20 protein-coding genes and 1 pseudogene are annotated in these 20,457 nt (G+C 57.5%); 14 read left to right on the top strand and 7 right to left on the bottom strand.

Going from position 1 to position 20,457, the window contains the following annotated elements:
* From boxC to RMS03_RS02130, 7 genes and pseudogenes are all read left to right on the top strand, one after another.
* On the top strand, positions 1 to 1,315 hold a 1,315-nt coding region (gene boxC, locus RMS03_RS02100), incomplete at its 5' end, for a 2,3-epoxybenzoyl-CoA dihydrolase (RefSeq protein WP_310625465.1).
* 89 nt (positions 1,316 to 1,404) lie between these two features.
* Positions 1,405 to 2,832, top strand: a complete 1,428-nt coding sequence (gene boxB / locus RMS03_RS02105) for a benzoyl-CoA 2,3-epoxidase subunit BoxB (RefSeq protein ID WP_310625466.1) — start codon at positions 1,405 to 1,407, stop codon at positions 2,830 to 2,832.
* 17 nt (positions 2,833 to 2,849) lie between these two features.
* Complete coding sequence (gene boxA, locus RMS03_RS02110) at positions 2,850 to 4,124, top strand: benzoyl-CoA 2,3-epoxidase subunit BoxA (RefSeq protein ID WP_310625467.1); 1,275 nt, start codon at positions 2,850 to 2,852, stop codon at positions 4,122 to 4,124.
* Positions 4,125 to 4,185: 61 nt separating this feature from the next.
* Positions 4,186 to 4,920 (top strand): enoyl-CoA hydratase-related protein, encoded by a 735-nt coding sequence (locus RMS03_RS02115; protein ID WP_310625468.1) that lies wholly within the window; start codon positions 4,186 to 4,188, stop codon positions 4,918 to 4,920.
* Between the two features lie 34 nt (positions 4,921 to 4,954).
* Positions 4,955 to 5,389, top strand: a complete 435-nt coding sequence (locus RMS03_RS02120) for a MaoC family dehydratase (RefSeq protein WP_310625469.1) — start codon at positions 4,955 to 4,957, stop codon at positions 5,387 to 5,389.
* 21 nt (positions 5,390 to 5,410) lie between these two features.
* Positions 5,411 to 6,351 (top strand): annotated as a pseudogene (locus tag RMS03_RS02125) (acetyl-CoA C-acyltransferase).
* Positions 6,352 to 6,399: 48 nt separating this feature from the next.
* Entirely contained in the window at positions 6,400 to 7,251 is an 852-nt protein-coding gene (locus RMS03_RS02130; protein ID WP_310625470.1) for a ZIP family metal transporter, read from the top strand.
* A gap of 1 nt (position 7,252) precedes the next feature.
* Here the strand turns inward: RMS03_RS02130 and RMS03_RS02135 are convergent, their stop codons facing one another.
* The 3 genes from RMS03_RS02135 to RMS03_RS02145 are packed head-to-tail and all read right to left on the bottom strand — an operon-like array spanning position 7,253 to position 10,158.
* Complete coding sequence (locus RMS03_RS02135; RefSeq protein ID WP_310625471.1) at positions 7,253 to 8,110, bottom strand: sulfurtransferase; 858 nt, start codon at positions 8,108 to 8,110, stop codon at positions 7,253 to 7,255.
* 9 nt (positions 8,111 to 8,119) lie between these two features.
* On the bottom strand, positions 8,120 to 9,016 hold the full coding sequence (locus tag RMS03_RS02140; protein ID WP_310625472.1) for a DMT family transporter: 897 nt from the start codon (positions 9,014 to 9,016) through the stop codon (positions 8,120 to 8,122).
* Positions 9,017 to 9,027: 11 nt separating this feature from the next.
* Positions 9,028 to 10,158, bottom strand: coding sequence for an aromatic ring-hydroxylating dioxygenase subunit alpha (locus RMS03_RS02145; RefSeq protein ID WP_310625473.1), 1,131 nt, complete (start codon positions 10,156 to 10,158; stop codon positions 9,028 to 9,030).
* A 168-nt stretch (positions 10,159 to 10,326) separates the two neighbouring features.
* Between RMS03_RS02145 and RMS03_RS02150 the strand changes: the two genes are divergently transcribed.
* The 4 genes from RMS03_RS02150 to RMS03_RS02165 all read left to right on the top strand — a co-directional run bounded on the left by RMS03_RS02150 (position 10,327) and on the right by RMS03_RS02165 (position 14,616).
* Entirely contained in the window at positions 10,327 to 10,572 is a 246-nt protein-coding gene (locus RMS03_RS02150) for an exodeoxyribonuclease VII small subunit (RefSeq protein ID WP_310625474.1), read from the top strand.
* Positions 10,569 to 11,489: a farnesyl diphosphate synthase gene (locus RMS03_RS02155; RefSeq protein WP_310625475.1), complete on the top strand. Its 921-nt coding sequence runs from the start codon at positions 10,569 to 10,571 to the stop codon at positions 11,487 to 11,489. Before RMS03_RS02150 ends, RMS03_RS02155 begins: the two co-directional genes overlap by 4 nt.
* A 17-nt stretch (positions 11,490 to 11,506) precedes the next feature.
* The gene (gene dxs / locus RMS03_RS02160) at positions 11,507 to 13,363 is read left to right on the top strand and encodes a 1-deoxy-D-xylulose-5-phosphate synthase (protein ID WP_310625476.1); all 1,857 of its coding nucleotides are present in this window, start codon (positions 11,507 to 11,509) and stop codon (positions 13,361 to 13,363) included.
* A 173-nt stretch (positions 13,364 to 13,536) separates the two neighbouring features.
* Positions 13,537 to 14,616: a TRAP transporter substrate-binding protein gene (locus RMS03_RS02165; protein ID WP_310625477.1), complete on the top strand. Its 1,080-nt coding sequence runs from the start codon at positions 13,537 to 13,539 to the stop codon at positions 14,614 to 14,616.
* 69 nt (positions 14,617 to 14,685) lie between these two features.
* On the opposite strand, the gene RMS03_RS02170 is transcribed toward RMS03_RS02165, so the two are convergent.
* The 4 genes from RMS03_RS02170 to RMS03_RS02185 form a co-directional block, all read right to left on the bottom strand.
* Complete coding sequence (locus tag RMS03_RS02170) at positions 14,686 to 15,201, bottom strand: hypothetical protein (RefSeq protein ID WP_310625478.1); 516 nt, start codon at positions 15,199 to 15,201, stop codon at positions 14,686 to 14,688.
* 75 nt (positions 15,202 to 15,276) lie between these two features.
* Positions 15,277 to 16,797 carry a TRAP transporter large permease subunit gene (locus tag RMS03_RS02175; RefSeq protein ID WP_310625479.1) on the bottom strand — a complete coding sequence of 507 codons (1,521 nt, stop codon included), beginning with the start codon at positions 16,795 to 16,797 and terminating at the stop codon, positions 15,277 to 15,279.
* A 12-nt stretch (positions 16,798 to 16,809) separates the two neighbouring features.
* Positions 16,810 to 17,349, bottom strand: coding sequence for a TRAP transporter small permease subunit (locus tag RMS03_RS02180; RefSeq protein WP_310625480.1), 540 nt, complete (start codon positions 17,347 to 17,349; stop codon positions 16,810 to 16,812).
* 116 nt (positions 17,350 to 17,465) lie between these two features.
* Complete coding sequence (locus RMS03_RS02185; protein ID WP_405023490.1) at positions 17,466 to 18,587, bottom strand: substrate-binding domain-containing protein; 1,122 nt, start codon at positions 18,585 to 18,587, stop codon at positions 17,466 to 17,468.
* A 61-nt stretch (positions 18,588 to 18,648) separates the two neighbouring features.
* On the opposite strand from RMS03_RS02185, the gene RMS03_RS02190 reads away from it, so the two are divergent.
* From RMS03_RS02190 to RMS03_RS02200, 3 genes are all read left to right on the top strand, one after another.
* Positions 18,649 to 19,386, top strand: coding sequence for an ABC transporter permease (locus RMS03_RS02190; protein ID WP_310625481.1), 738 nt, complete (start codon positions 18,649 to 18,651; stop codon positions 19,384 to 19,386).
* A complete protein-coding gene (locus RMS03_RS02195; RefSeq protein ID WP_310625482.1) occupies positions 19,383 to 20,084 on the top strand; it encodes an ATP-binding cassette domain-containing protein in 702 nt (233 codons plus the stop codon). Before RMS03_RS02190 ends, RMS03_RS02195 begins: the two co-directional genes overlap by 4 nt.
* On the top strand, positions 20,081 to 20,457 hold a 377-nt coding region (locus RMS03_RS02200; RefSeq protein ID WP_310625483.1), incomplete at its 3' end, for a substrate-binding domain-containing protein. The genes RMS03_RS02195 and RMS03_RS02200, both read left to right, overlap by 4 nt.

Here is a 20,457-nt window from a genome sequence, read left to right on the forward strand (position 1 = left end):
AGACAGCAGCCGCCACAGTGGTTTGAAGTTTGTCGCTGCCGTGAACGGCGCTTGCGCTGGCGGCGGCTACGAAATGGCATTGGCCTGTGACGAAATTGTGTTGGTGGACGACCGTTCATCTGCCGTGTCCTTGCCCGAAGTGCCGTTGCTCGGCGTGTTGCCAGGCACAGGCGGTTTGACCCGCGTGACCGACAAGCGCAAAGTGCGCCACGACCATGCCGACATTTTCTGCACCAGCGTGGAAGGTGTGCGTGGTCAAAAAGCCGTGGATTGGCGCTTGGTCGATGAAATCGCCAAGCCTGCCCAGTTTGCCGCCGCCGTGCGTGCACGTGCCAGCCAGCCAGCCGCGCACTGCAAGCGCCCAGGTGCATCCGCAGTTGGCCAAGGTGTGGCACTGACACCGCTCAAACGTGTGATGGGTGCTGACAGCATCGCGTATGACTATGTGCACGTCGAGATTGACCGTGCCAAGCGCACCGCCACTTTGACCGTGCACGCCCCCAAGGCCGCCTTGCCCGACACCGTGGCGGCAATTCAAGCCGCAGGCGCCAACTGGTATCCACTGCAAATGGCCCGTGAGTTGGACGATGCGATTTTGAATTTGCGCACCAATGAACTCGACATTGGTACTTGGTTGCTCAAGACCGCAGGTGACGCCAAGCTGGCTTTGCAAAGCGACGCCATCTTGGCCCAGCACCAAGACCATTGGTTGGTCAATGAAACCATTGGTTTGTTGCGTCGCACCTTGGCGCGCGTGGATGTGACCTCGCGCTCTTTGTTCGCTTTGATTGACGAGGGATCTTGCTTTGTCGGCACCTTGGCTGAGTTGGCGTTTGCCGCTGACCGTGCCTACATGCTGGACTTGCCTGACACGCCAGAAAAGGCCCCGCATTTGCACCTCAGCGAGATGAACTTTGGCTACTTCCCCATGGTCAACCACCAGTCGCGTTTGCAGCGCCGCTTCTATGAAGAAGTGGGGCCACTCGAAGGCGCACGTGCCGCGGTGGGCCAAGCGCTGGATGCACAAAAAGCATTGGCATTCGGCTTGGTCACGGCTGCACCGGACGACATCGACTGGGCGGATGAAATTCGCTTGGCCGTGGAAGAGCGCGTGGCCATGTCGCCCGACAGCTTGACCGGCTTGGAAGCCAACTTGCGTTTTGCCCAAAAAGAAAGCATGGAAACACGCATCTTTGGCCGTTTGTCCGCTTGGCAAAACTGGATCTTCAACCGCCCCAACGCGGTGGGAGAAAAAGGTGCTTTGAAGGTCTATGGTAAAGGTGAGAAAGCTGCTTTCGATCTGAACCGCGTTTGATGTTCTGCGTTGTGCAACAGGTTTCCCGGTGGTGCCTGTTGCAACCGAAATTTGCCCCCACCGTTGCTTTTTAATTTCTGGAGACTCTCATGTCCGGTATCAACTACAGCGAAAAAATTCCTAACAACGTCAACCTGAGCGAAGACCGCACTTTGCAGCGTGCGCTTGAGCAATGGCAACCCAATTTCATCAACTGGTGGGACGACATGGGCCCCGAAGGTTCCACCGACATGGACGTGTACCTGCGTACCGCCATCAGCGTCGACCCGCAAGGCTGGGCGCAGTTTGGTCATGTCAAGATGCGTGACTACCGTTGGGGCGTTTTCTTGAACCCCGGCGAGCAAGACCGCAAGATCCACTTTGGCGACCACATCGGTGAAAAAGCTTGGCAAGACGTGCCTGGCGAGCACCGCGCCAACCTGCGCCGCATCATCGTGACGCAAGGCGACACCGAGCCAGCGTCTGTTGAACAACAGCGCCACTTGGGTCTGACGGCGCCTAGCATGTACGACTTGCGCAACCTCTTCCAAATCAACGTCGAAGAAGGTCGCCACCTGTGGGCCATGGTGTACCTGTTGCACAAATACTTCGGCAAAGACGGCCGTGAAGAAGCCGATGCTTTGCTCCAGCGCAACAGCGGCAACGAAGACAACCCTCGCATTTTGCAAGCCTTCAACGAGAAGACGCCTGACTGGTTGAGCTTCTTCATGTTCACTTACTTCACCGACCGTGATGGCAAGTTCCAGTTGTGCGCGTTGGCCGAATCGGCATTCGACCCGCTGGCCCGCACCACCAAGTTCATGCTGACCGAAGAAGCGCACCACATGTTCGTGGGCGAGTCGGGTGTGAGCCGCACCATCCAACGCACGGTGGATGTGATGAACGAACTCAAAACCGACGACGTGGGCAAGCTGCGTGCGGCAGGGGTGATTGATTTGCCCACCATCCAGCGCTACATCAACTTCCACTTCTCGGTGACCATCGACTTGTTCGGTGCCGACCAATCGTCCAATGCAGCCACCTTCTACAGCTCTGGTTTAAAAGGGCGTTACGAGGAAGGCAAGCGTGCAGATGACCACGTCTTGAAGGGCAACAGCTACAAAATCTTGTCGGTCGAAGACGGCAAGCTGGTGGAAAAAGAAGTGCCAATGCTCAATGCCTTGAACGAAGTGCTGCGCGACGACTACATCACTGACTCCAAAGGCGGCATTGACCGTTGGAATCGCGTGATTGAAAAGGCGGGCATTCCCTTCAAACTCAAAGCACCGCACAAAGCCTTCCACCGCAACATTGGTTCGTTGTCGGGCGCCAAGATCACACCCGATGGCGAGGTCGTCACTGATGAGCAATGGATGGCCAAAGTGGGCGAGTGGTTGCCCAACAACGAAGACCGTGCCTACGTGGCCAGTCTGATGGGCCGTGTGGTTGAGCCTGGCAAGTTTGCCAACTGGATTGCACCACCCGTCATGGGCATCAACCGTCAGCCAGTAGACTTTGACTACGTCCGTTTCAACTGATTGATTGAAAGCGCTTCATGAACGCACCTGCCGAACTGTTTAACCAGCATTTGATTGACCCGGGAATTTGTATCCGGTGCAACACCTGCGAGGCCACCTGTCCGGTGGGTGCGATCACGCATGACAGCCGTAACTATGTGGTGATTGCTGATAAGTGCAATTTCTGCATGGCTTGCGTACCGCCATGCCCTACGGGTTCGATTGACAACTGGCGCATGCGCCCAAAGGCCGCTGCTTACAAGGTGGAAGAGCAGTTGTCATGGGACGATTTACCTGCCGCCTTGTCCGACAGCGACTTGGCCGCGATGGGTGCCGATGTGTCCACGGCTCCTACCGAGGCCATGGTGACATCTGCTGCATCTGTCGAAGCGTCACCGGGTGAGGGCGCAGCTTTCAATTCAGCCGCTTATGGAGCCACCTTACCTCCTTGGTCGGCGGCACACCCGTACACCAACTTGCATGGCCCCAAGGCCCCTGCAATGGCAACGGTGGTGGGCAACGTCCAAGTCAATGACGCGGGCACGACCAACGAAACCCACCACATCGTGCTGGACTTTGGCCACATGCCCTTTCCGGTGTTGGAAGGTCAATCCATTGGCATCGTGCCACCCAGCCTTGATGAAAAAGGCAAGCCGCATCACGCCCGCCAATACTCCATTGCCAGCCCTCGCAACGGCGAGCGCCCGGGTTATAACAACTTATCCATCACCGTTAAACGTGTGGTGGAAGACCACGAGGGCAAGCCCGTCAAAGGCGTGGCCTCCAACTACTTGTGCGATCTCAAAACGGGTGACACCGTGCAAGTCATTGGCCCGTTTGGCGCCAGCTTCTTGATGCCCAACCATCCCAAGTCAAACATCGTGATGATTTGCACCGGCACGGGCAGCGCCCCTATGCGTGCGATGACCGAGTGGCGTCGTCGCTTGCGCCAAAGCGGCAAGTTCGAGGGCGGCAAGCTGATGCTTTTCTTCGGCGCACGCACACCCCAAGAATTGCCTTACTTTGGACCTTTGCAAAAACTACCCAAAGACTTCATCGACATCAACTTTGCTTTCTCGCGTGACCCAGGTCAGCCCAAACGTTATGTACAAGACTTGGTCCGAGACCGCCGCACCGACTTGACCGCGTTGCTCAAAGACGCTAACACCTACATTTACGTGTGTGGCCTTAAGAGCATGGAAGAAGGCGTGGTACTGGCCTTGCGTGATGTGGCCACACAAGCTGGTTTGAGCTGGGACAGCGTGGCCCAATCACTCAAGCAAGAAGGGCGCTTACATCTGGAGACGTATTGATGTTCCCTTCGTTTGAAAGCCTGGTGGTCACACCACGCAGTGTGGGGGTGGCACACTCACCATGTCGCGGCCTCAGGTGTTCAACGCATTTGATGAACACATGATTGCCGATTTGGATGCTGCATTCACCCACTTGAGTCAAGACCCCCAAGTGCGCGTGATTGTGTTGGCCGGCGAAGGCAAACACTTCAGTGGGGGTGCAGATTTGCAATGGGTGCAACGCGCCAGCGAGGCGACGCAGGACTGGAATTTGTCAGACGCCCGCCGTTTTTCCGAGATGCTGCACCGAATCGCCACCTGCCCCAAACCCACGGTGGCACGCGTGCAAGGCGCCGCCTTGGGTGGTGGTGTGGGCTTAATCTGTGCTTGCGGTATGGCCGTGGCTGCCGACAACGCCAGCTTTGCGGTGAGTGAAGCCAAATTTGGCATCTTGCCTTCAGTCATTGGTACTTATCTGGTCAATGCCGTGGGTAAGCGCCAAGCGCGTTACTTGGCGTTGCCCACCACGCGCATCGATGCCAACAGCGCCTTGCGCATGGGTATGGTGCAGCGTGTGGCGCCTTTGGAAGCGCTCGATACAGAGGTGAACCGCGTGGTGACCGACTTGGTGGTTGGTGGTCCGCAGGCCCACATTGAAATCAAGCATCTCATGGACCAACTCAGCGTGGCTCTAGTGTCCGACCAGATGCGTGAGCTGACCGCCAGCACCATTGCGCGTGTGCGTGGCAGTGACGAAGCGCGTGAAGGCTTTGCGGCCTTCTTGGCCAAGCGTCCCGCCACATGGATTGCGCAATAAACACCAGTCCGTTGGTGCAACAAGGAGATGTGGCATGAAATTTATCGACTTTCAAACAGGCCAAATCCTACATGCAGGGCCTTACCACGTGAGCGAAGCCGAGGTGCTGGACTTTGCCAAGCAGTGGGACCCGCAGTGGTTTCACACCGACCCCGAAGCCGCCGCACATGGTCCGTTTGATGGTTTGATTGCCAGCGGCTGGCACACCTGCGGTATGGCCATGCGTTTGGCTGTCGATGCGTTTTTGGCGGGCTCTGAATCGTATGCTTCGCCAGGCTTGGCCTACATCCGCTGGCCGCACCCCGTGCGTCCCAACGATGTGTTGCGCTTGCGTTTGACGGTGCTGGAGACGCGTGTGTCGCAAAGCAACCCAAGCCTTGGCATCTTGCGCTGGCGCTGGCAACTGCGCAACGCCGCAGACATCGAAGTACTGGACCTTGAAGCCACTAGCTTGTTCAAACTTTTTTAATCCTTCACTGATTGCCACACCATGCCCCAAGCCTTGATTTGTGACGCCATTCGTACCCCCTTTGGCCGTTACGGCGGCGCACTCAGCAGCGTGCGTACCGATGACTTGGCGGCTGTCCCCATCAAGGCGGGTGAAGCGAGCCTGATGATTGCCGGTGGGGTGGAGAGCATGAGCCGAGCGTCGTTTGTCATGCCCAAGGCCGAGAGTGCTTTCAGCCGCCACAACGCGGTCTACGACACCACCATTGGTTGGCGCTTTGTGAACAAGCTCATGAAAGTGCAATACGGCGTGGACAGCATGCCTGAAACGGCAGAGAACGTGGCCGTGGATTACAAGATTGAACGCGAGGCCCAAGACCAAATGGCTTTGCGCAGCCAACGCAATGCCGTGGCTGCCATTCAAACCGGTCACTTCGCCCGCGAAATTTGCACGGTGGCCATCCCCCAGAAAAAAGGCGAGCCCGTGGTGGTGAGTCAAGACGAACACCCGCGTGACACCAGCCTAGAAGTCTTGGCCAAACTCAAAGGTGTGGTGCGCCCCGAGGGTAGCGTGACGGCGGGCAACGCCAGCGGTGTCAACGATGGCGCCTGTGCCTTGCTGCTGGCCAACGAAGCCAGCGTGCAGCAATATGGCCTGACCCCTAAAGCGCGCGTAGTCGGAATGGCAAGCGCAGGTGTGGCGCCACGTGTGATGGGCATTGGCCCTGCTCCGGCCACCCAAAAAGTGTTGGCCCAAACTGGTTTGCACCTAGATCAAATGGACGTCATCGAGTTGAATGAAGCCTTTGCTGCGCAAGGCTTGGCCGTGTTGCGCATGTTGGGCCTCAAAGACGACGACGCCCGTGTGAACGCTTGGTCACCACCGCCATCAACCGATTGCACACCACGGGTGGGCGCTACGCGCTGTGCACCATGTGCATTGGTGTGGGACAGGGCATCGCGCTGATTGTTGAACGCGTTTGAATGAAGCCGTCACAACGAAGTCGTTCTTGAGCACGGGATAATCTGCCCATGACCTTGATTTCAATTCTTGTCGGTACCTTGGTGGCAGGCATGGGCAGTGTGTGGTTGGCGGCTTTGCTGGCTTATGCGCTGCTGTCGCGTTTCACCCAGCATTTGCTCAGTCTTGCGGCGGGCGCTTTATTGGCCACAGCGTTCACGCGTTTGCTACCGGAGGCGTTTGAGCTGTCCGTCACGGCGGGCGTTTCCGCGCAGGCCTTGTTTGCGACATTGTTGGTGGGCTTGGTGTTTTTCTTTTTGCTGGACAAGGCCGAGTTGTGGCACCACGGCCATGAGCATGGCCATGACCATGCCGGTGCGCATGAAGCGCAGGCACGCCACGCGCATAAACATGCGCATCTACATGAGTATCTACATGCAGATGACACGCATCACCACCACGCACACGACCACCTCATCGGCGGGTGGGCCGTGTTACTGGGCGACAGCGTGCATGCGTTTGGTGATGGCATCATGATTGCTGCGGCCTTTGTGGCTGACCCTCGTTTAGGTGTTGCTGCGGCCTTGGCGGTGATGGCCCATGAGGTGCCCCATCATGTCGGGGATCTGGTGGTGCTGCGCCAAACGCTGAACGACCCCCGCGCTGCTCTGGTCAAACTCTCGCTGGCTGGGGGCGTCACTGTGATTGGTGGCCTCGTGGGCTACTTGCTGGTGGGCGCACTGCATGAGTACCTGCCCTTCTTCTTGGTGGTGGCTGCCAGCAGCTTTATTTATGTGGCGCTGGCGGACTTGATCCCACAGCTTCAAAAACGCCTGTTACCTCGAGAGACAGCCGCCCAAGTGGCGTGGCTGTTGGCAGGCATTGCCTTGGTCGCCGCTTTGGGCGAGTGGGCGCAGCACTGATTTAGGATTTCTCGCAGGGCAGGCCGGGCGTGTTGCACCACTCGCTCCAACTGCCTGCATAGAGAGCTGTGCGGCTCAAGCCCGCCATTTCCATGGCCAACACATTGAGTACCGCACTCACGCCACTGCCGCAGTGGTGCACCGCAGTTTCGGGTTTGGCGTTACCAAGCAGGGCCACAAACTCAGGCCTCAATTCATCAGCACTTTTGAAGAAACCTTGCGCGTTGAGGTTGCTGTTGAAGGGGCGGTTCAGCGCACCGGGGATGTGGCCTGCGACGGGGTCCAGCGGCTCTACCTCGCCGCGATAGCGCGGAGCGCCCCGTGCATCGATGAGGGTTTGTGTGCCATCGTTCAAATGTGCTGCCACGCTGGCGGTGTCTACCAACTGTACACACGGCTCACGCAACACAAAGTTGCCAGTAGCCTGTGCCATTGCGTCACCAGACGCCATGGCTGCGCTGGCCGATACCCAAGCTTGCAAGCCGCCATCGAGCACGGCCACGGCTTCATGACCACACCACTTGAGCATCCACCACAAACGGCCACAGTAGTTCATGCCATTGCGGTCGTACACCACCACCTGGGTGTTTGGGTTGATGTCCACGCTTCGCAGCCAAGTAGCGAACACCTCGCGTTGAGGCAAAGGGTGACGGCCTGCGTTGACGCGTTGGGTCACATCATGTGTGGCCAAGTGTTGGTCGAGATCCGCATGCAGTGCGCCTGCGATGTGTTGCTCCACATACAGGGCGCGGCCTGCTAGTGGGTTCATCAAATCAAAGGCGCAGTCAAACACTTGCAACGGCGTGCCGCTGGCTTGCAAGGCTTGGAGTTGGGTGACGCTGATGAGTGTGGTGTACATGGCGTTCTTTCAATGTTCTTCCGCAGGGGCGTTGGGCGCAGCACGGGCGCGAAGCAAGGTGGCACTCATGCCGCTGGCCACAATGAGTGCCATGCCAGCCCAGCCGAGGAGGGGGATGTCGTCGCCAAACAGCAGCAAGCTGTAGAGCGCTGCAAACACAATGCCTGAGTATTGCAAGTTAGCCACCACCAGTGTGGCCCCTTGGCTGTAAGCGCGGGTCATGCACAGTTGGCCCAGCGACGCAAAGATACCCACGGGCAGCAGCCATACGGCGTGCTGCCAGTTCCATTCAGATACGCCCGCAAAGCCCATGCCGATGAGGCCCGCGATGGTGGTGCCCATAGCAAAGTAAAAGACCGTGCGGGTTTCAGGTTCTCCGATGCGCCCCAGTGCCATCACTTGCATGTAGGCAAACGCTGCCACAAAGCCCGACATCAAACCAATGAGGCCTGCAAAGATTTGGTTTTGTTCAAGCGTGGGGCGCAGCATCATCACCACCCCAGCAAAGCCTGCCATGACGCTCAAGGCGAGTGGCCCTTGCGACCAAGGGCTGCGCCCGTCTTGTGGATTCCATTGCAGGAGGGCGCCGCCCACCAAAAATGCAGCGACCCAAACGCTGCTCATGTAGTTGAGCGTCATGGCCGTGGCGAGTGGCAGCTTGGCAATGGCGTAAAACCAAGCACTCAGCGACAGCACGCCAATGGCCGAGCGCCATACATGCATGCCGGGGTACTGCGTGCGCAAGGAGACGTTTTGCTGCTTGGCGATGATGCCCAGAAACATCAAGCCAACAATGCCACGGTAGAACACCAGTTCTGCCGAGTTGAAGTGTCCCGAAGCGAATTTGACGCAGACGCCCATGGTGGCAAAGAAGGCGGCACCGAGCAGCATCCACAAAGCTTGCATGTGCGGCCGCGTCAGCGCTGGGTGAAGTTGAGTTTGCCGCGATACCACTCGTGGAAGTGCTGCATGCCATCTTCCATAGGGCTTTGGTAGGGGCCCACTTCGTTGTCACTGCGTTGCATCAGGGCCTTGCGGCCAGCGTCCATGCGCTCCGCGATTTCGTCGTCCTCGATGCAGGTCTCCATGTAGGCGGCTTGCTGTGCCTCGACAAATTCGCGCTCGAACGCCACGATTTCTTCGGGGTAATAGAACTCCACCATGTTCAGCGTCTTGGTGGGGCTGATGGGGTGCAGGGTGGAGACGGTCAGCACATGGGGATACCACTCCACCATGATGTGTGGGTAGTAGGTGAGCCAAATCGCACCACACTCGGGCAGCTCGCCATTGCGGTACTTCAGCAGCATGTCGTGCCAGGTTTGGTAAGTGGGCGAGCCGGGTTTGCCAAAGCCTTGCGACACGCCCACGGTTTGTACCGAGTAGTTCTCTTTGAATTCCCAACTCAGGTCATCACAGGTGACAAACTGGCCCAAGCCTGGGTGGAACGGCCCCACGTGGTAATCCTCGAGATAAACCTCGATGAAAGTTTTCCAGTTGTAGTTGCATTCGTGCAGTTCGACGCGGTCTAACGCAAAACCAGTGAAGTCCAAGGCGGCGCGTGGCCCCATGTTGGCCAAGTCGGCCTCGATGTCCACGCCGTTGTCTTCAAACAGCAGGCCATTCCACTCGCGCAGTGGGTAGTTGTTAAGGTTCAAGCACGGGTCGTGCGAGAAGTGGGGGGCACCCAGCAGTTCGCCCGAAGGGGCGTAGGTCCAGCGGTGCAAGGGGCACACGATGTTGCCCCCCGCCGAGCCCGCAGCGGGCGTGTGCAAAGAGCCGCGGCCCTTGAGCATCAACGCTTGGCGGTGGCGGCATACGTTAGAGATCAATTCGACGTCTTTGGCCGATCGCACGAGCGCACGCCCTTCGCCTTCGTGCGGCAAAGCGTAGTAGTCGCCCACATGGGGCACGGCAAGCTGGTGACCCACATAACGTGGGCCGCGCTGAAAGATGGTCTCCAGTTCGCGCTGAAAGAGCGCTTCGTCAAAGTAACTGGTAACTGGTAGTTGGGCTTGCGCCTGCTGCAGTTGAAGACTTAAATCAGACATGGGTGACCTGACCTAAAGACTCCCCACAGGGAGAGAAGTGAAAAAAAATAAATCGGCCCGAAGGTCGATTGAAGGATGCCCATTGTACCCAAGGGGGCAAGTTGGCCCCGTGTGCGGCCTAAAATGACAGGCTATTAGACACACCTCAACACTGAATCACGCACACACATGTCCAAGTCCCCCAATACCCCCAGTGGCGCAGACACTGCGCCTGCCAGCTACGAGGCTGCTTTGAAAGAGCTAGAAGTCTTGGTGCAGCAAATGGAGTCTGGCCAGTTGCTTTTGGCTGACTTGCTATCGGGGTATCAACGTGGCGCAGAACTTTTGGCGTATTGCCGCACCCAGTTGGATGCGGTGGAGCAACAAATCAAAGTGTTGGACAACGGCGTGATGAAATCTTGGACACCGACGTGAACGCCGCCCACACCTCTTCCGAACTCGACCTCTGGAGCGACCATTGGCTGGCCATTGTGGAAGACGCCTTGTCGCGCTGGATCAGCCCTCAAGCCCCGGCAGGTTTGGGCGAGGCCATGCGCTATGCCGTCCTCGATGGTGGCAAACGCTTGCGCCCCCTGCTGGTGTTGGCTGCGCGTGAAGCCATTGCGCATGGTATGGCCGATGCTGCAATGGATGAGGCCGCTTTGCGTGCGGCCTGTGCGGTGGAGTTGATCCACGCGTATTCGCTGGTACACGATGACATGCCCTGCATGGACAACGACGTGCTGCGTCGTGGCAAGCCCACCGTTCACGTGCAGTTTGGCGAAGCCCAAGCCTTGCTCGCCGGCGATGCGCTGCAAGCCTTGGCGTTTGAGTTTCTCACCCCTGAGCCATCGGCTGTTGCTGACCGCGTGCAAGCGCGTTTGTGCCGTTTATTGGCAACCGCAGCAGGTCATGCGGGCATGGCGGGGGGGCAGGCGATTGACCTCGCCAGTGTAGGCATGGCCTTGAGCGAAGACCAATTGCGCCAGATGCACCGTCTGAAAACGGGAGCCTTGCTAGAGGCCAGTGTGATGATGGGCGCAGCCTGCGGTGAGGTGACCTTGGCCGCGTTGAACGGTTTGCAACGCTATGGGCGAGCACTTGGCTTGGCCTTCCAAGTGGTGGACGACATTCTGGACGTGACTGCTGATTCAGCCACGCTGGGTAAAACTGCTGGCAAAGACGCTGCGAATGAAAAGCCCACTTATGTGTCGTTGCTGGGTTTGGCGGCGGCGACGTCCTATGCGCAGTCCTTGTTGAGCGAGGCGCTGGACGCCTTGCACAGCACCGGCTTGACGCACACCCACATGCTGGCCGCTTTGGCCCAGCGTGTGGTGAACCGAAATACCTGAATCGAGTCACACCTGCCATGTCTAATTTGTTGCAAACCATCCATTCCCCCGCCGACCTGCGGGCGTTGCCGCGCCACCAGTTGCCTGTGCTGGCCGATGAGTTGCGTTCATTTCTGATTCAAAGTGTGGCCAAAACGGGCGGGCACCTCAGCTCCAACCTCGGTACTGTTGAGTTGACCGTGGCCTTGCACTATGTGTTCAACACCCCACATGACCGCATCGTCTGGGATGTGGGTCATCAAACTTACCCGCACAAAATCTTGACAGGTCGTCGTGAGCAAATGGGCACACTGCGCCAACGCCACGGCTTGAGCGGCTTCCCGCGCCGCGACGAGAGCGAGTACGACGCCTTTGGCACCGCCCACTCGTCCACCAGCATTTCGGCTGCTTTGGGCATGGCCATTGCCGCGCAACAAAAAGGTGAGCAACGCCACGCGATTGCCGTGATTGGTGACGGTGCCATGACCGCAGGCATGGCCTTTGAGGCCTTGAACAACGGCGGGGTGTCCACCGCCAAGTTGCTGGTCATCTTGAACGACAACGACATGTCCATCAGCCCCCCCGTGGGAGCGCTCAATCGCTACCTGGCGCAACTCATGAGCGGCAAGTTTTACTCTGCCGCCAAAGAGGTGGGCAAGCAAGTGCTCAAAGGCGCACCGCCTTTGTTTGAGTTGGCTAAACGGTTTGAAGAACACGCCAAAGGGATGGTGGTGCCTGCGACCTTGTTTGAGAAATTTGGTTTCAATTACATCGGACCCATTGATGGGCATGACTTGGAATCCCTGATCCCCACGCTTGAAAACCTCAAGCATTTGGAAGGCCCACAGTTTTTGCATGTGGTGACCAAAAAAGGCCAAGGCTACAAACTGGCCGAGGCCGACCCCGTGGCCTATCACGGCCCCGGTAAGTTTGATCCTGCCGTGGGTTTGGTGCCCGTCACAACACTGAGCAAAACCACCTTCACTCAAGTGTTTGGTCAGTGGTTGTGTGACATGGCTGAACATGACCCCTTGTTGGTGGGCATCACGCCCGCCATGCGCGAGGGCTCAGGCATGGTGGCGTTTCACAAACATTTCCCCGAGCGTTACCACGATGTGGGCATTGCCGAGCAGCACGCCATCACGTTTGCTGCGGGTTTGGCCTGTGAGGGCGTCAAGCCTGTGGTGGCGATTTACTCCACCTTCTTGCAACGTGCCTATGACCAAGTGATCCACGATGTGGCTTTGCAAAAGCTACCCATGGTGCTGGCGCTAGACCGCGCCGGCATTGTCGGTGCCGATGGTGCCACGCACGCGGGCTTGTACGACATCCCCTTCCTGCGCTGCATTCCCAACGTCAGCGTGGCCTGTCCTGCTGACGAAAACGAGTGCCGCCAGTTGCTCACCACAGCCTACCAACAAAACCACTGCGTGGCTGTGCGCTATCCGCGCGGTGCAGGTGTTGGGGTGCCTGTGCAAGCTGGCTTGCAAGCTTTGCCATTTGGCAAAGGCGAGGTGCGACGTCAAGGCCAGCGGATCGCCATCCTCGCGTTTGGCGCCTTGCTCTCCCCCGCCTTGCAAGCAGGTGAAGCGCTTCATGCCACCGTGGTGAATATGCGTTGGGCCAAACCGTTGGACACTGAACTGTTGGCCCACATCGCTGCTACACACGATGCGTTGGTGACGGTGGAGGAGGGGGCCACGATGGGTGGTGCGGGTTCGGCGGTGTTGGAGGCCTTGCAAGATTTGCAGCTGCCCAAGCCTGTGTTGGTCTTGGGTGTTGCCGATGTGTTCACTGAGCATGGTGACCCCATCAAATTATTGGCCGAGTTAGGCCTCGACGCCGCTGGCATTCAAGCCGCCATCACCCAGCGTTTTGCAACGCTTTGGGACTAAGTTGGGTTGAAGTAATTTCAACTCTTCTGAAGATTTTTGAATCCCCTGTTTTCGGGGGAAACCCGTAGGCAGGCCCATACACGTCACTGCATACAATGCCCCATCGCGAAAGGGTACGGCTTGTCAAAAGCGGCCCTCAACACGATTTGTTTTAACAACCCAAGGGAGTCTTTATGGACCGTCGTTCCGTTATTAAAAATGCAGGTATTGCAGGTATCTTGGCTGCTGGTGCAGCCCCTGCAGTGCATGCACAAGCCACCATCCGCTGGCGCTTGGCTTCGAGCTTTCCTAAATCGCTCGACACCATCCACGGTGCAGCGGACACCTTTGCCCGCGCAGTCAAAAACATGTCGGGCGGCAAGTTTGAAATTTCGGTCCACGCACCGGGCGAAATCATGCCTGCATTCGGGGTGGTCGACGGTGTGCAACAAGGATCCGTTGAAATGGCGCACACAGCGCCTTACTACTTCTTTGGTAAAGATGAAACCTTCGCGTTGGGTTGTGCGATTCCTTTCGGTTTGAACAGCCGCCAAATGACCGCTTGGATGTATGAAGGCAACGGCTTGAAACTCATGCGCGAGTTCTATGCGAAGTACAACATCGTGAACTTCCCTGGCGGCAACACAGGCGCGCAAATGGGGGGCTGGTTCCGCAAGGAAATCAAATCTGTCGCCGACCTCAAAGGCTTGAAGTTCCGCATCGGTGGTTTTGGTGGCAAAGTGCTGGAGCGTTTGGGAGTTGTGCCGCAAAACATCCCTGGTGGCGATATCTACCCCGCATTGGAAAAAGGCACCATCGACTCGGCTGAGTGGATTGGTCCTTATGACGATTTGAAATTGGGCTTCAGCAAGGTTGCACCTTACTACTATTACCCAGGTTTCTGGGAAGGTGGTCCACAGTTGGATTTCTTCATCAACGACAAAGCATTCGGTGCCCTGTCACCTGAGAACAAAGCGATCGTAGAAGCTGCTGCTGCTATGGCACACACCGACATGCAAGCCAAGTATGACGCACGCAACCCCGGTGCCTTGAAGCAGTTGGTAGGTTCGGGTACCAAGCTGCGCGAGTTCCCCCAAGGCGTGATGGCCGCTGCCTTCAAAGAGTCGATGGCGTTTTACGAAGAACTCAGCGCGAAGAACCCCAACTGGAAGAAGGTGTACTCCGACTACGCCAAGTTCCGCGCCGAACAAAACTTGTGGTTCCAGTTCACAGAAGCCAAGTTCGACACGTTCATGCAAAAACAAAAGCTGTAATTCAGCTGTTGGCAAGAACAAAAAACCGCGCTACGGCGCGGTTTTTTTATGGGCGATGTATTTGAACTTTTAAAACTTGCGGAACGCCGCCAACTCGGCGCTCAAGCGTTCGCACTCGCGTTGCACATGGGCGCTGCTGACGTAGAACACCGCAAATTTACCCATCAAGGTACGTACGTAAAAACGCGGTGCCATGAACCACTCCAAGCCACGAATACGGATGAGCTTGGCATAGGCCAATTCGTCATACGTCATGTGCTTGTCCCAAATCCAGGTTTGGTGAATCCCTGTCTCATCCAATCGCGCACGGCTGTGCATGACATGCCATGTGGTCCATGCCAGCAAGGCCCAACCCAACACAAACCAACCTGCGGCACGCAAGCCGTTGAAGCCAGTGTCGCCACCAAACTTACCTTGCTGCCACAGCGTGAGTAGCCAATAGCCTGAGCCCAGCAACGTGGCCCATGTGATGGCTTGGAATGCACGCGAGAAGGCGGGGCCTTCGATACCCGTCTCGCGCGATGGATGAAACACAAATGGGGTGGGACCTAAAGTGGTGGGGGAGTTTTGTTCGGGGGTGGTCATGGTGGAGGTGTGAGAGAACTGGCAAGAAAAAGCCCCTCGCGGACTGACCGGAGGGGCTGACCGTCAGAGTGAAGCTTATTTTTTGAACAAGTCTTCCATGCGTTTTTGCTCTTCGGCCGCATCGTCGCCAGCTGAGGGTTTGGCGCCATTAAGTTTGAGCTCGGCCTCTGGCACTTCTTGCTCGGTAGGCATTTCGATGACCACTTTGTCGAGGTCAACCTTTTCTTCTTTGTCCAAGAACATGGTCACGGTCTCAGGCACAAAGATGACGATCACCACCAAGATCAGTTGCATGATGACCCAAGGAATGGCACCCATGTAGATGTCGTTGGACTTGACGGGTTTTTCGATGCGGCCTTCTTTGAACAGCGTGTCGGCAATGCCGCGCAAGTAAAACAACGCAAAGCCAAACGGCGGATGCATGAAGCTGGTTTGCATGTTCACGCACAACAGCACGCCAAACCACACCATGTCGATGCCCATCTTGTCAGCCACAGGCCCAAGCATGGGCAAGATGATGAAGGCGATTTCAAAGAAGTCCAAGAAGAACGCCAAGAAAAAGATGAAGATGTTGACCACCACGAGGAAACCCACTTGGCCGCCTGGCAAGCCCGTCAGCAAATGCTCCACCCACTTGGCACCGTCCACGCCTTGGAACACCATCGAGAACACGCGTGAACCAATCAAGATGAACACCACCATGGCGGTCAGGCGCATGGTGCTGTGCATGGCCTCCCAAATCAGGTCTTTGTCCAAACGGTTGTGGATGGCCGCCAAGATCAGCGCGCCGACGCAGCCCATGGCACCTGCTTCGGTGGGCGTGGCAATGGCGGTGTTGATGCCGGGCAAGCCACCCATCGAACCCAAGACAGCAAAGATCAAGAACGCAGAGGGGATGATGCCGCGCAAGCACTTCATCCACAGGTGAAAGCCGTCAGCGGTGCGGGCTTCCTTCGGGATGCCGGGCACGTGGTCTGGCTTGACCAATCCGAGGCCAAAGGTGTAGAGCGCAAAGATGCCGACTTGCAGCATCGAGGGACCCCAAGCGCCTTTGTACATATCGCCCACAGAGCGGCCGAGTTGGTCAGCCATCACTACCAGTACGAGAGATGGCGGTACCAGCTGCGTGATGGTGCCCGAGGCCGCCAGCACGCCGGTGGCGTAGCGCATGTTGTAGCCGTAGCGGATCATCACAGGCAGTGAGATCAAGGCCATGGCAATCACTTGACCCGCCACAGTTCCAGTAATAGCGCCCAAGATGAAGCCCACGATGATGACGGAGTAACCCAAGCCACCTTTGACGGTGCCAAACAACTGACCCATCGAGTCGAGCATGTCCTCGGCGAGGCCACACTTTTCAAGAATGGCTCCCATGAAGGTGAAGAAGGGAATGGCCAGCAACAAGTCGTTGCTGAGAATGCCAAAGATGTTGAGTGGCAAGTTGGACATGAAGCTCACGGGGAACCAGTCCATGCTGATGGCGAAGAGGCCACAAGCCAAGCCTAAAAACGCCAGCGAGAACGCGACGGGAAAGCCAATGAGCATCGTCAGCACAAGGCCGCCGAACATGATGGGTGCGAAGTTTTCCATTTGCATGATCGTGAGTCCTTATTGCACGGGCTTTTCGTAGTGCGTGTCCATTTCAAACTTGCCTTGCAAGTAGGACACGCGCTTGATGATTTCGCTCACGCCTTGCAGGAAGATCCAGCCAAAGCCCAAGGGGAGAAGGAGCATGGCGGGCCAACGAATCAGGCCGCCCGCGTTGCTGGACATCTCGCCTGTCACCAGCATCTTGACGAAGAGCGGAAAGCTCAACCACGCCAACATGCCCATCACAGGCAACAGGAATACGACCAAGCCAAACAAGTCCACATACACAGGATCGTTGCCTTTGAGCTTGCCGTAAAGCAAGTCCACGCGGACGTGTTCGTTGAGTTTGAGCACCAAAGGCGCACCCAACATGACGGTGGCTGCGAACAAGTACCACTGAATTTCGAGCCAACCGTTGGAGCTGATGTCAAAGCCATAGCGGATGAATGCATTGCCTGCTGAAATGACAGCGGCGGCCAATACGCCGAACGCTGCAAGGTGACCTAGCTGCGCACTGACGCGGTCAATGCCCAATGCAAATTTAAGAAGTTTTGACACTGCGTGCCTCCATTTTTTGCCAACGTAAGATGGTAACAAGACAAAGGCTTTGCCAGTCTTGCTCCGTTTGAAGTCTTCAGGGGCTGCTTGAAATTAGTTCAAGAAAACAAAGGGTATCAACTAGTTTTTTTGGCGCGTTGAAAGGTCCACCAAGGCAGTTGTTGACGCAGGGATTGGACTTGTCCGCTGTCTTGGGCTTGGTAGCCCGGTAAGGTGTTGAGTGTGTCGCGCCAGACCGATTGTTGTAGCAAACTGCGCAGGGCTTGTGTGGCCGGCGAGTCGAGGGCTGACTTCAGGCAGACCAAATAGAACTGCTCTTGCACCAAGGGCACAAAGCCCAATCTACGTGCGCGTGCGGCGCTCTCTAGCCCTAAGCCTACATCCGCGCGACCCGAGGCAATGGTCTCTGCCAAGGCGGTGTGTGAGGGCTCTTCAGCCGCCCAGCTATGGAGATCGCTGGCGGTGAGCTGTTCGTTGGCTAGCAAATCGTCGAGCAACACACGCGTCCCCGTGCCGGGGCTTCGCTGCACAAAGCGGGCTTGGCTGAGTACCACATCCCGCAAATTGTGGAGATGTTTTGGGTTGCCACTGGCGGTGATGAGGCCTTGTGTGCGCGTGGCAAAACCAATGATTTTGTGTAGGCCCGGTTGCAGCAAATCGCGATATGCCTTGGCGGTGTGCGAATTGGGTTCTGGGTGTGTTTGGGTGTGAAGCCCTGCCAAGGTGCAGCGCCCTTCGTTCAGGGCGCGAATGGCGTCCACGCTGCCGCAAAAACGGATGTCGAGGTGCAAGCCTGTACTGGCGGCTTGTTCACGCAAACGTGGCAGCGCGTCGTCATGACTGGCATAAAGCGTCAGCACATGGGCTTGTGGATCGAACGCCACAGCAAACGTGCGCTCTAGGTCGGCACGCAGTGCTTCGAGCTGCGGGGCCAAACGCGCTTGGGTCAAACGCTCGGCCCACATGAGCTTGTCGCCAAACTCGGTCAAGCGGGCCGATTGGCCTTTCTCCCACACGATGAGTTCGTGGCCCAGCACATCTTCCCAACGTTTGAGTTCGCCCCACACATGGCGGTAGGACAAGCTGAGTTGTCGCGCAGCCGCTGAGATCGACCCTTGATCTGCCAGCGCCTGCAACAAGGCCATGAGCGGGTGACTGAGCAACGCTGTTTCTTTGCCTGCGAGTTCCTGAGTCTCACTGCGATGGCCGAGGGTGTAATGAAGATGAATGCTATGCACGACTGAACATATGGTGAGGTTTTAGGTAGCTGACTACGATAACTGAACTTCTGACGGTTTTATGACGACGCTCACCGATACCGCTCTTGCGGCTTTACATCTTCTTACCGAACTTGACCCCGTGCTTTGGTCCATCGTAGGCCGCTCCCTTTGGGTGAGCGTGCTGGCGACTGCCGTGGCATGCAACCTTGGCGTGGTGTTGGGGGCATGGCTGGGTGTGGCGCGCTTTGCAGGGCGCGATGTGCTGCTGACGGTGCTCAACACCTTGTTGGCCCTGCCTTCGGTGGTGGTGGGCTTGCTGGTGTATTTGCTCTTGTCGCGCAGCGGGCCGTTGGGTGCGTGGGGCTGGTTATTCAGCCTCAAGGCGATGGTGCTGGCGCAGGCCGTCTTGGTGTTGCCCGTTGTCACCGCGCTGACGCGCCAATGCGTGGAAGACGCAGAGCGCAGCCACGGCGAGCAGTTGCAGTCGCTGGGGGCGGGCGCGTGGCTGCGCAGTGTGCTGCTGGCTTGGGACGAACGCTACACCTTGCTCACGGTGTTGATTGCGGCGTTTGGACGCGCGATTTCCGAGGTGGGCGCGGTGATGGTGGTCGGCGGCAATATCGAAGGCTTCACCCGTGTGATGACCACCGCGATTGCCCTTGAAACCAGCAAAGGCGATTTGCCCTTGGCCTTGGCGCTGGGCGTGGTGCTGATGGGTGTGGTGTTGCTGATCAACCTGTGTATTTCTGCCTTGCGTCGCTGGCACCAACGCATCGATGGTGCTGGTGCAGACCCCGTGCAAGGGGCACGGGTATGAGCGCAGCTCTGACCTTGCAAGATGTCTCGGTGCAGTTTGACAAACACCTGGCGTTGGATGGCGTGACCCTACATATGCAGGCGGGCGAGCGTGTGGCCCTGGTGGGGGCGAATGGTTCTGGCAAAAGCACACTGCTGCGCGTGGCGCATGGGTTGCTGAGGGTGTCGAGCGGTCGTGTGTCAGTGGCCTCCGAAGCACACCAGGCCATGGTGTTTCAGCGGCCCCACATGCTGCGCACATCGGTGTTGCGTTTTGTGGTGTGGGGCTTATGGTTGCAAGGCACACCTTGGCGCGAGGCCCATGTGTGTGCCATGCAGGCGCTGGAGCGTGTGGGCTTGCACGACATGGTCGAGCGTTCCGCACGAACCTTGTCGGGTGGGCAGCAACAGCGCTTGGCCTTGGCGCGTGCTTGGGCGTTGCAAGCGAACTTCGTGTTGTTGGACGAACCCACCTCCAGCCTAGACCCCCATGCCAAGCGCGAGGTGGAGCGCTTGTTGGCGCAATGGGTGGCTGCTGCAGAAGTGAGCTTGCTGTTCAGCAGCCACAACTTGGGCCAAGTCAAGCGCTTGGCCACACGTGTGATTTATTTGGAGGCAGGGCGCGTGTTGGCCGACTTGCCGGTCTATGAATTTTTCAACCGACCGTTGGGTGAGAGCCACCCCGAGGCGCATTTGTTTTTAAAAGGGGAGTTGGGATGACACGTCGCACGCATGGGTTGGTCTGGGTTGGTTGGGTGCTCGCTTTGACTTTGGGTAGTAGCGTGGCACAAGCGCAAGCGCAAGCGCCCAGCATTGTGATGGCCTCTACTACCTCGACCGAACAGTCTGGCTTGTTTGCGCACTTGTTGCCCGCATTCAAGCAAGCCACAGGCATTGACATCAAAGTGGTGGCTTTGGGCACAGGGCAAGCCTTGGACACAGGCCGTCGTGGCGACGCCGATGTGTTGTTTGTGCATGACCAAGCCGCTGAAGAAAAGTTTGTGGCCGAAGGCTTTGGCATCAAACGCTATCCCGTCATGTACAACGACTTTGTCTTGGTCGGCCCCGCCAGCGACCCCGCCAAAACGCGCGG

Origin of the sequence: Limnohabitans sp. (assembly GCF_031538885.1) — a bacterium.
Classification (GTDB): domain Bacteria; phylum Pseudomonadota; class Gammaproteobacteria; order Burkholderiales; family Burkholderiaceae_C; genus Limnohabitans.

Bases quoted from the DNA above. Each gene is read 5' to 3' on its own strand.
- boxB (WP_310625466.1), top strand. From the start codon at position 1,405: ATGTCCGGTATCAACTACAGCGAAAAAATTCCTAACAACGTCAACCTG.
- boxA (WP_310625467.1), top strand. From the start codon at position 2,850: ATGAACGCACCTGCCGAACTGTTTAACCAGCATTTGATTGACCCGGGA.
- RMS03_RS02115 (WP_310625468.1), top strand. From the start codon at position 4,186: ATGTCGCGGCCTCAGGTGTTCAACGCATTTGATGAACACATGATTGCC.
- RMS03_RS02120 (WP_310625469.1), top strand. From the start codon at position 4,955: ATGAAATTTATCGACTTTCAAACAGGCCAAATCCTACATGCAGGGCCT.
- RMS03_RS02130 (WP_310625470.1), top strand. From the start codon at position 6,400: ATGACCTTGATTTCAATTCTTGTCGGTACCTTGGTGGCAGGCATGGGC.
- RMS03_RS02135 (WP_310625471.1), bottom strand. From the start codon at position 8,110: ATGTACACCACACTCATCAGCGTCACCCAACTCCAAGCCTTGCAAGCC.
- RMS03_RS02140 (WP_310625472.1), bottom strand. From the start codon at position 9,016: ATGCAAGCTTTGTGGATGCTGCTCGGTGCCGCCTTCTTTGCCACCATG.
- RMS03_RS02145 (WP_310625473.1), bottom strand. From the start codon at position 10,158: ATGTCTGATTTAAGTCTTCAACTGCAGCAGGCGCAAGCCCAACTACCA.
- RMS03_RS02150 (WP_310625474.1), top strand. From the start codon at position 10,327: ATGTCCAAGTCCCCCAATACCCCCAGTGGCGCAGACACTGCGCCTGCC.
- dxs (WP_310625476.1), top strand. From the start codon at position 11,507: ATGTCTAATTTGTTGCAAACCATCCATTCCCCCGCCGACCTGCGGGCG.
- RMS03_RS02165 (WP_310625477.1), top strand. From the start codon at position 13,537: ATGGACCGTCGTTCCGTTATTAAAAATGCAGGTATTGCAGGTATCTTG.
- RMS03_RS02170 (WP_310625478.1), bottom strand. From the start codon at position 15,201: ATGACCACCCCCGAACAAAACTCCCCCACCACTTTAGGTCCCACCCCA.
- RMS03_RS02175 (WP_310625479.1), bottom strand. From the start codon at position 16,797: ATGCAAATGGAAAACTTCGCACCCATCATGTTCGGCGGCCTTGTGCTG.
- RMS03_RS02190 (WP_310625481.1), top strand. From the start codon at position 18,649: ATGACGACGCTCACCGATACCGCTCTTGCGGCTTTACATCTTCTTACC.
- RMS03_RS02195 (WP_310625482.1), top strand. From the start codon at position 19,383: ATGAGCGCAGCTCTGACCTTGCAAGATGTCTCGGTGCAGTTTGACAAA.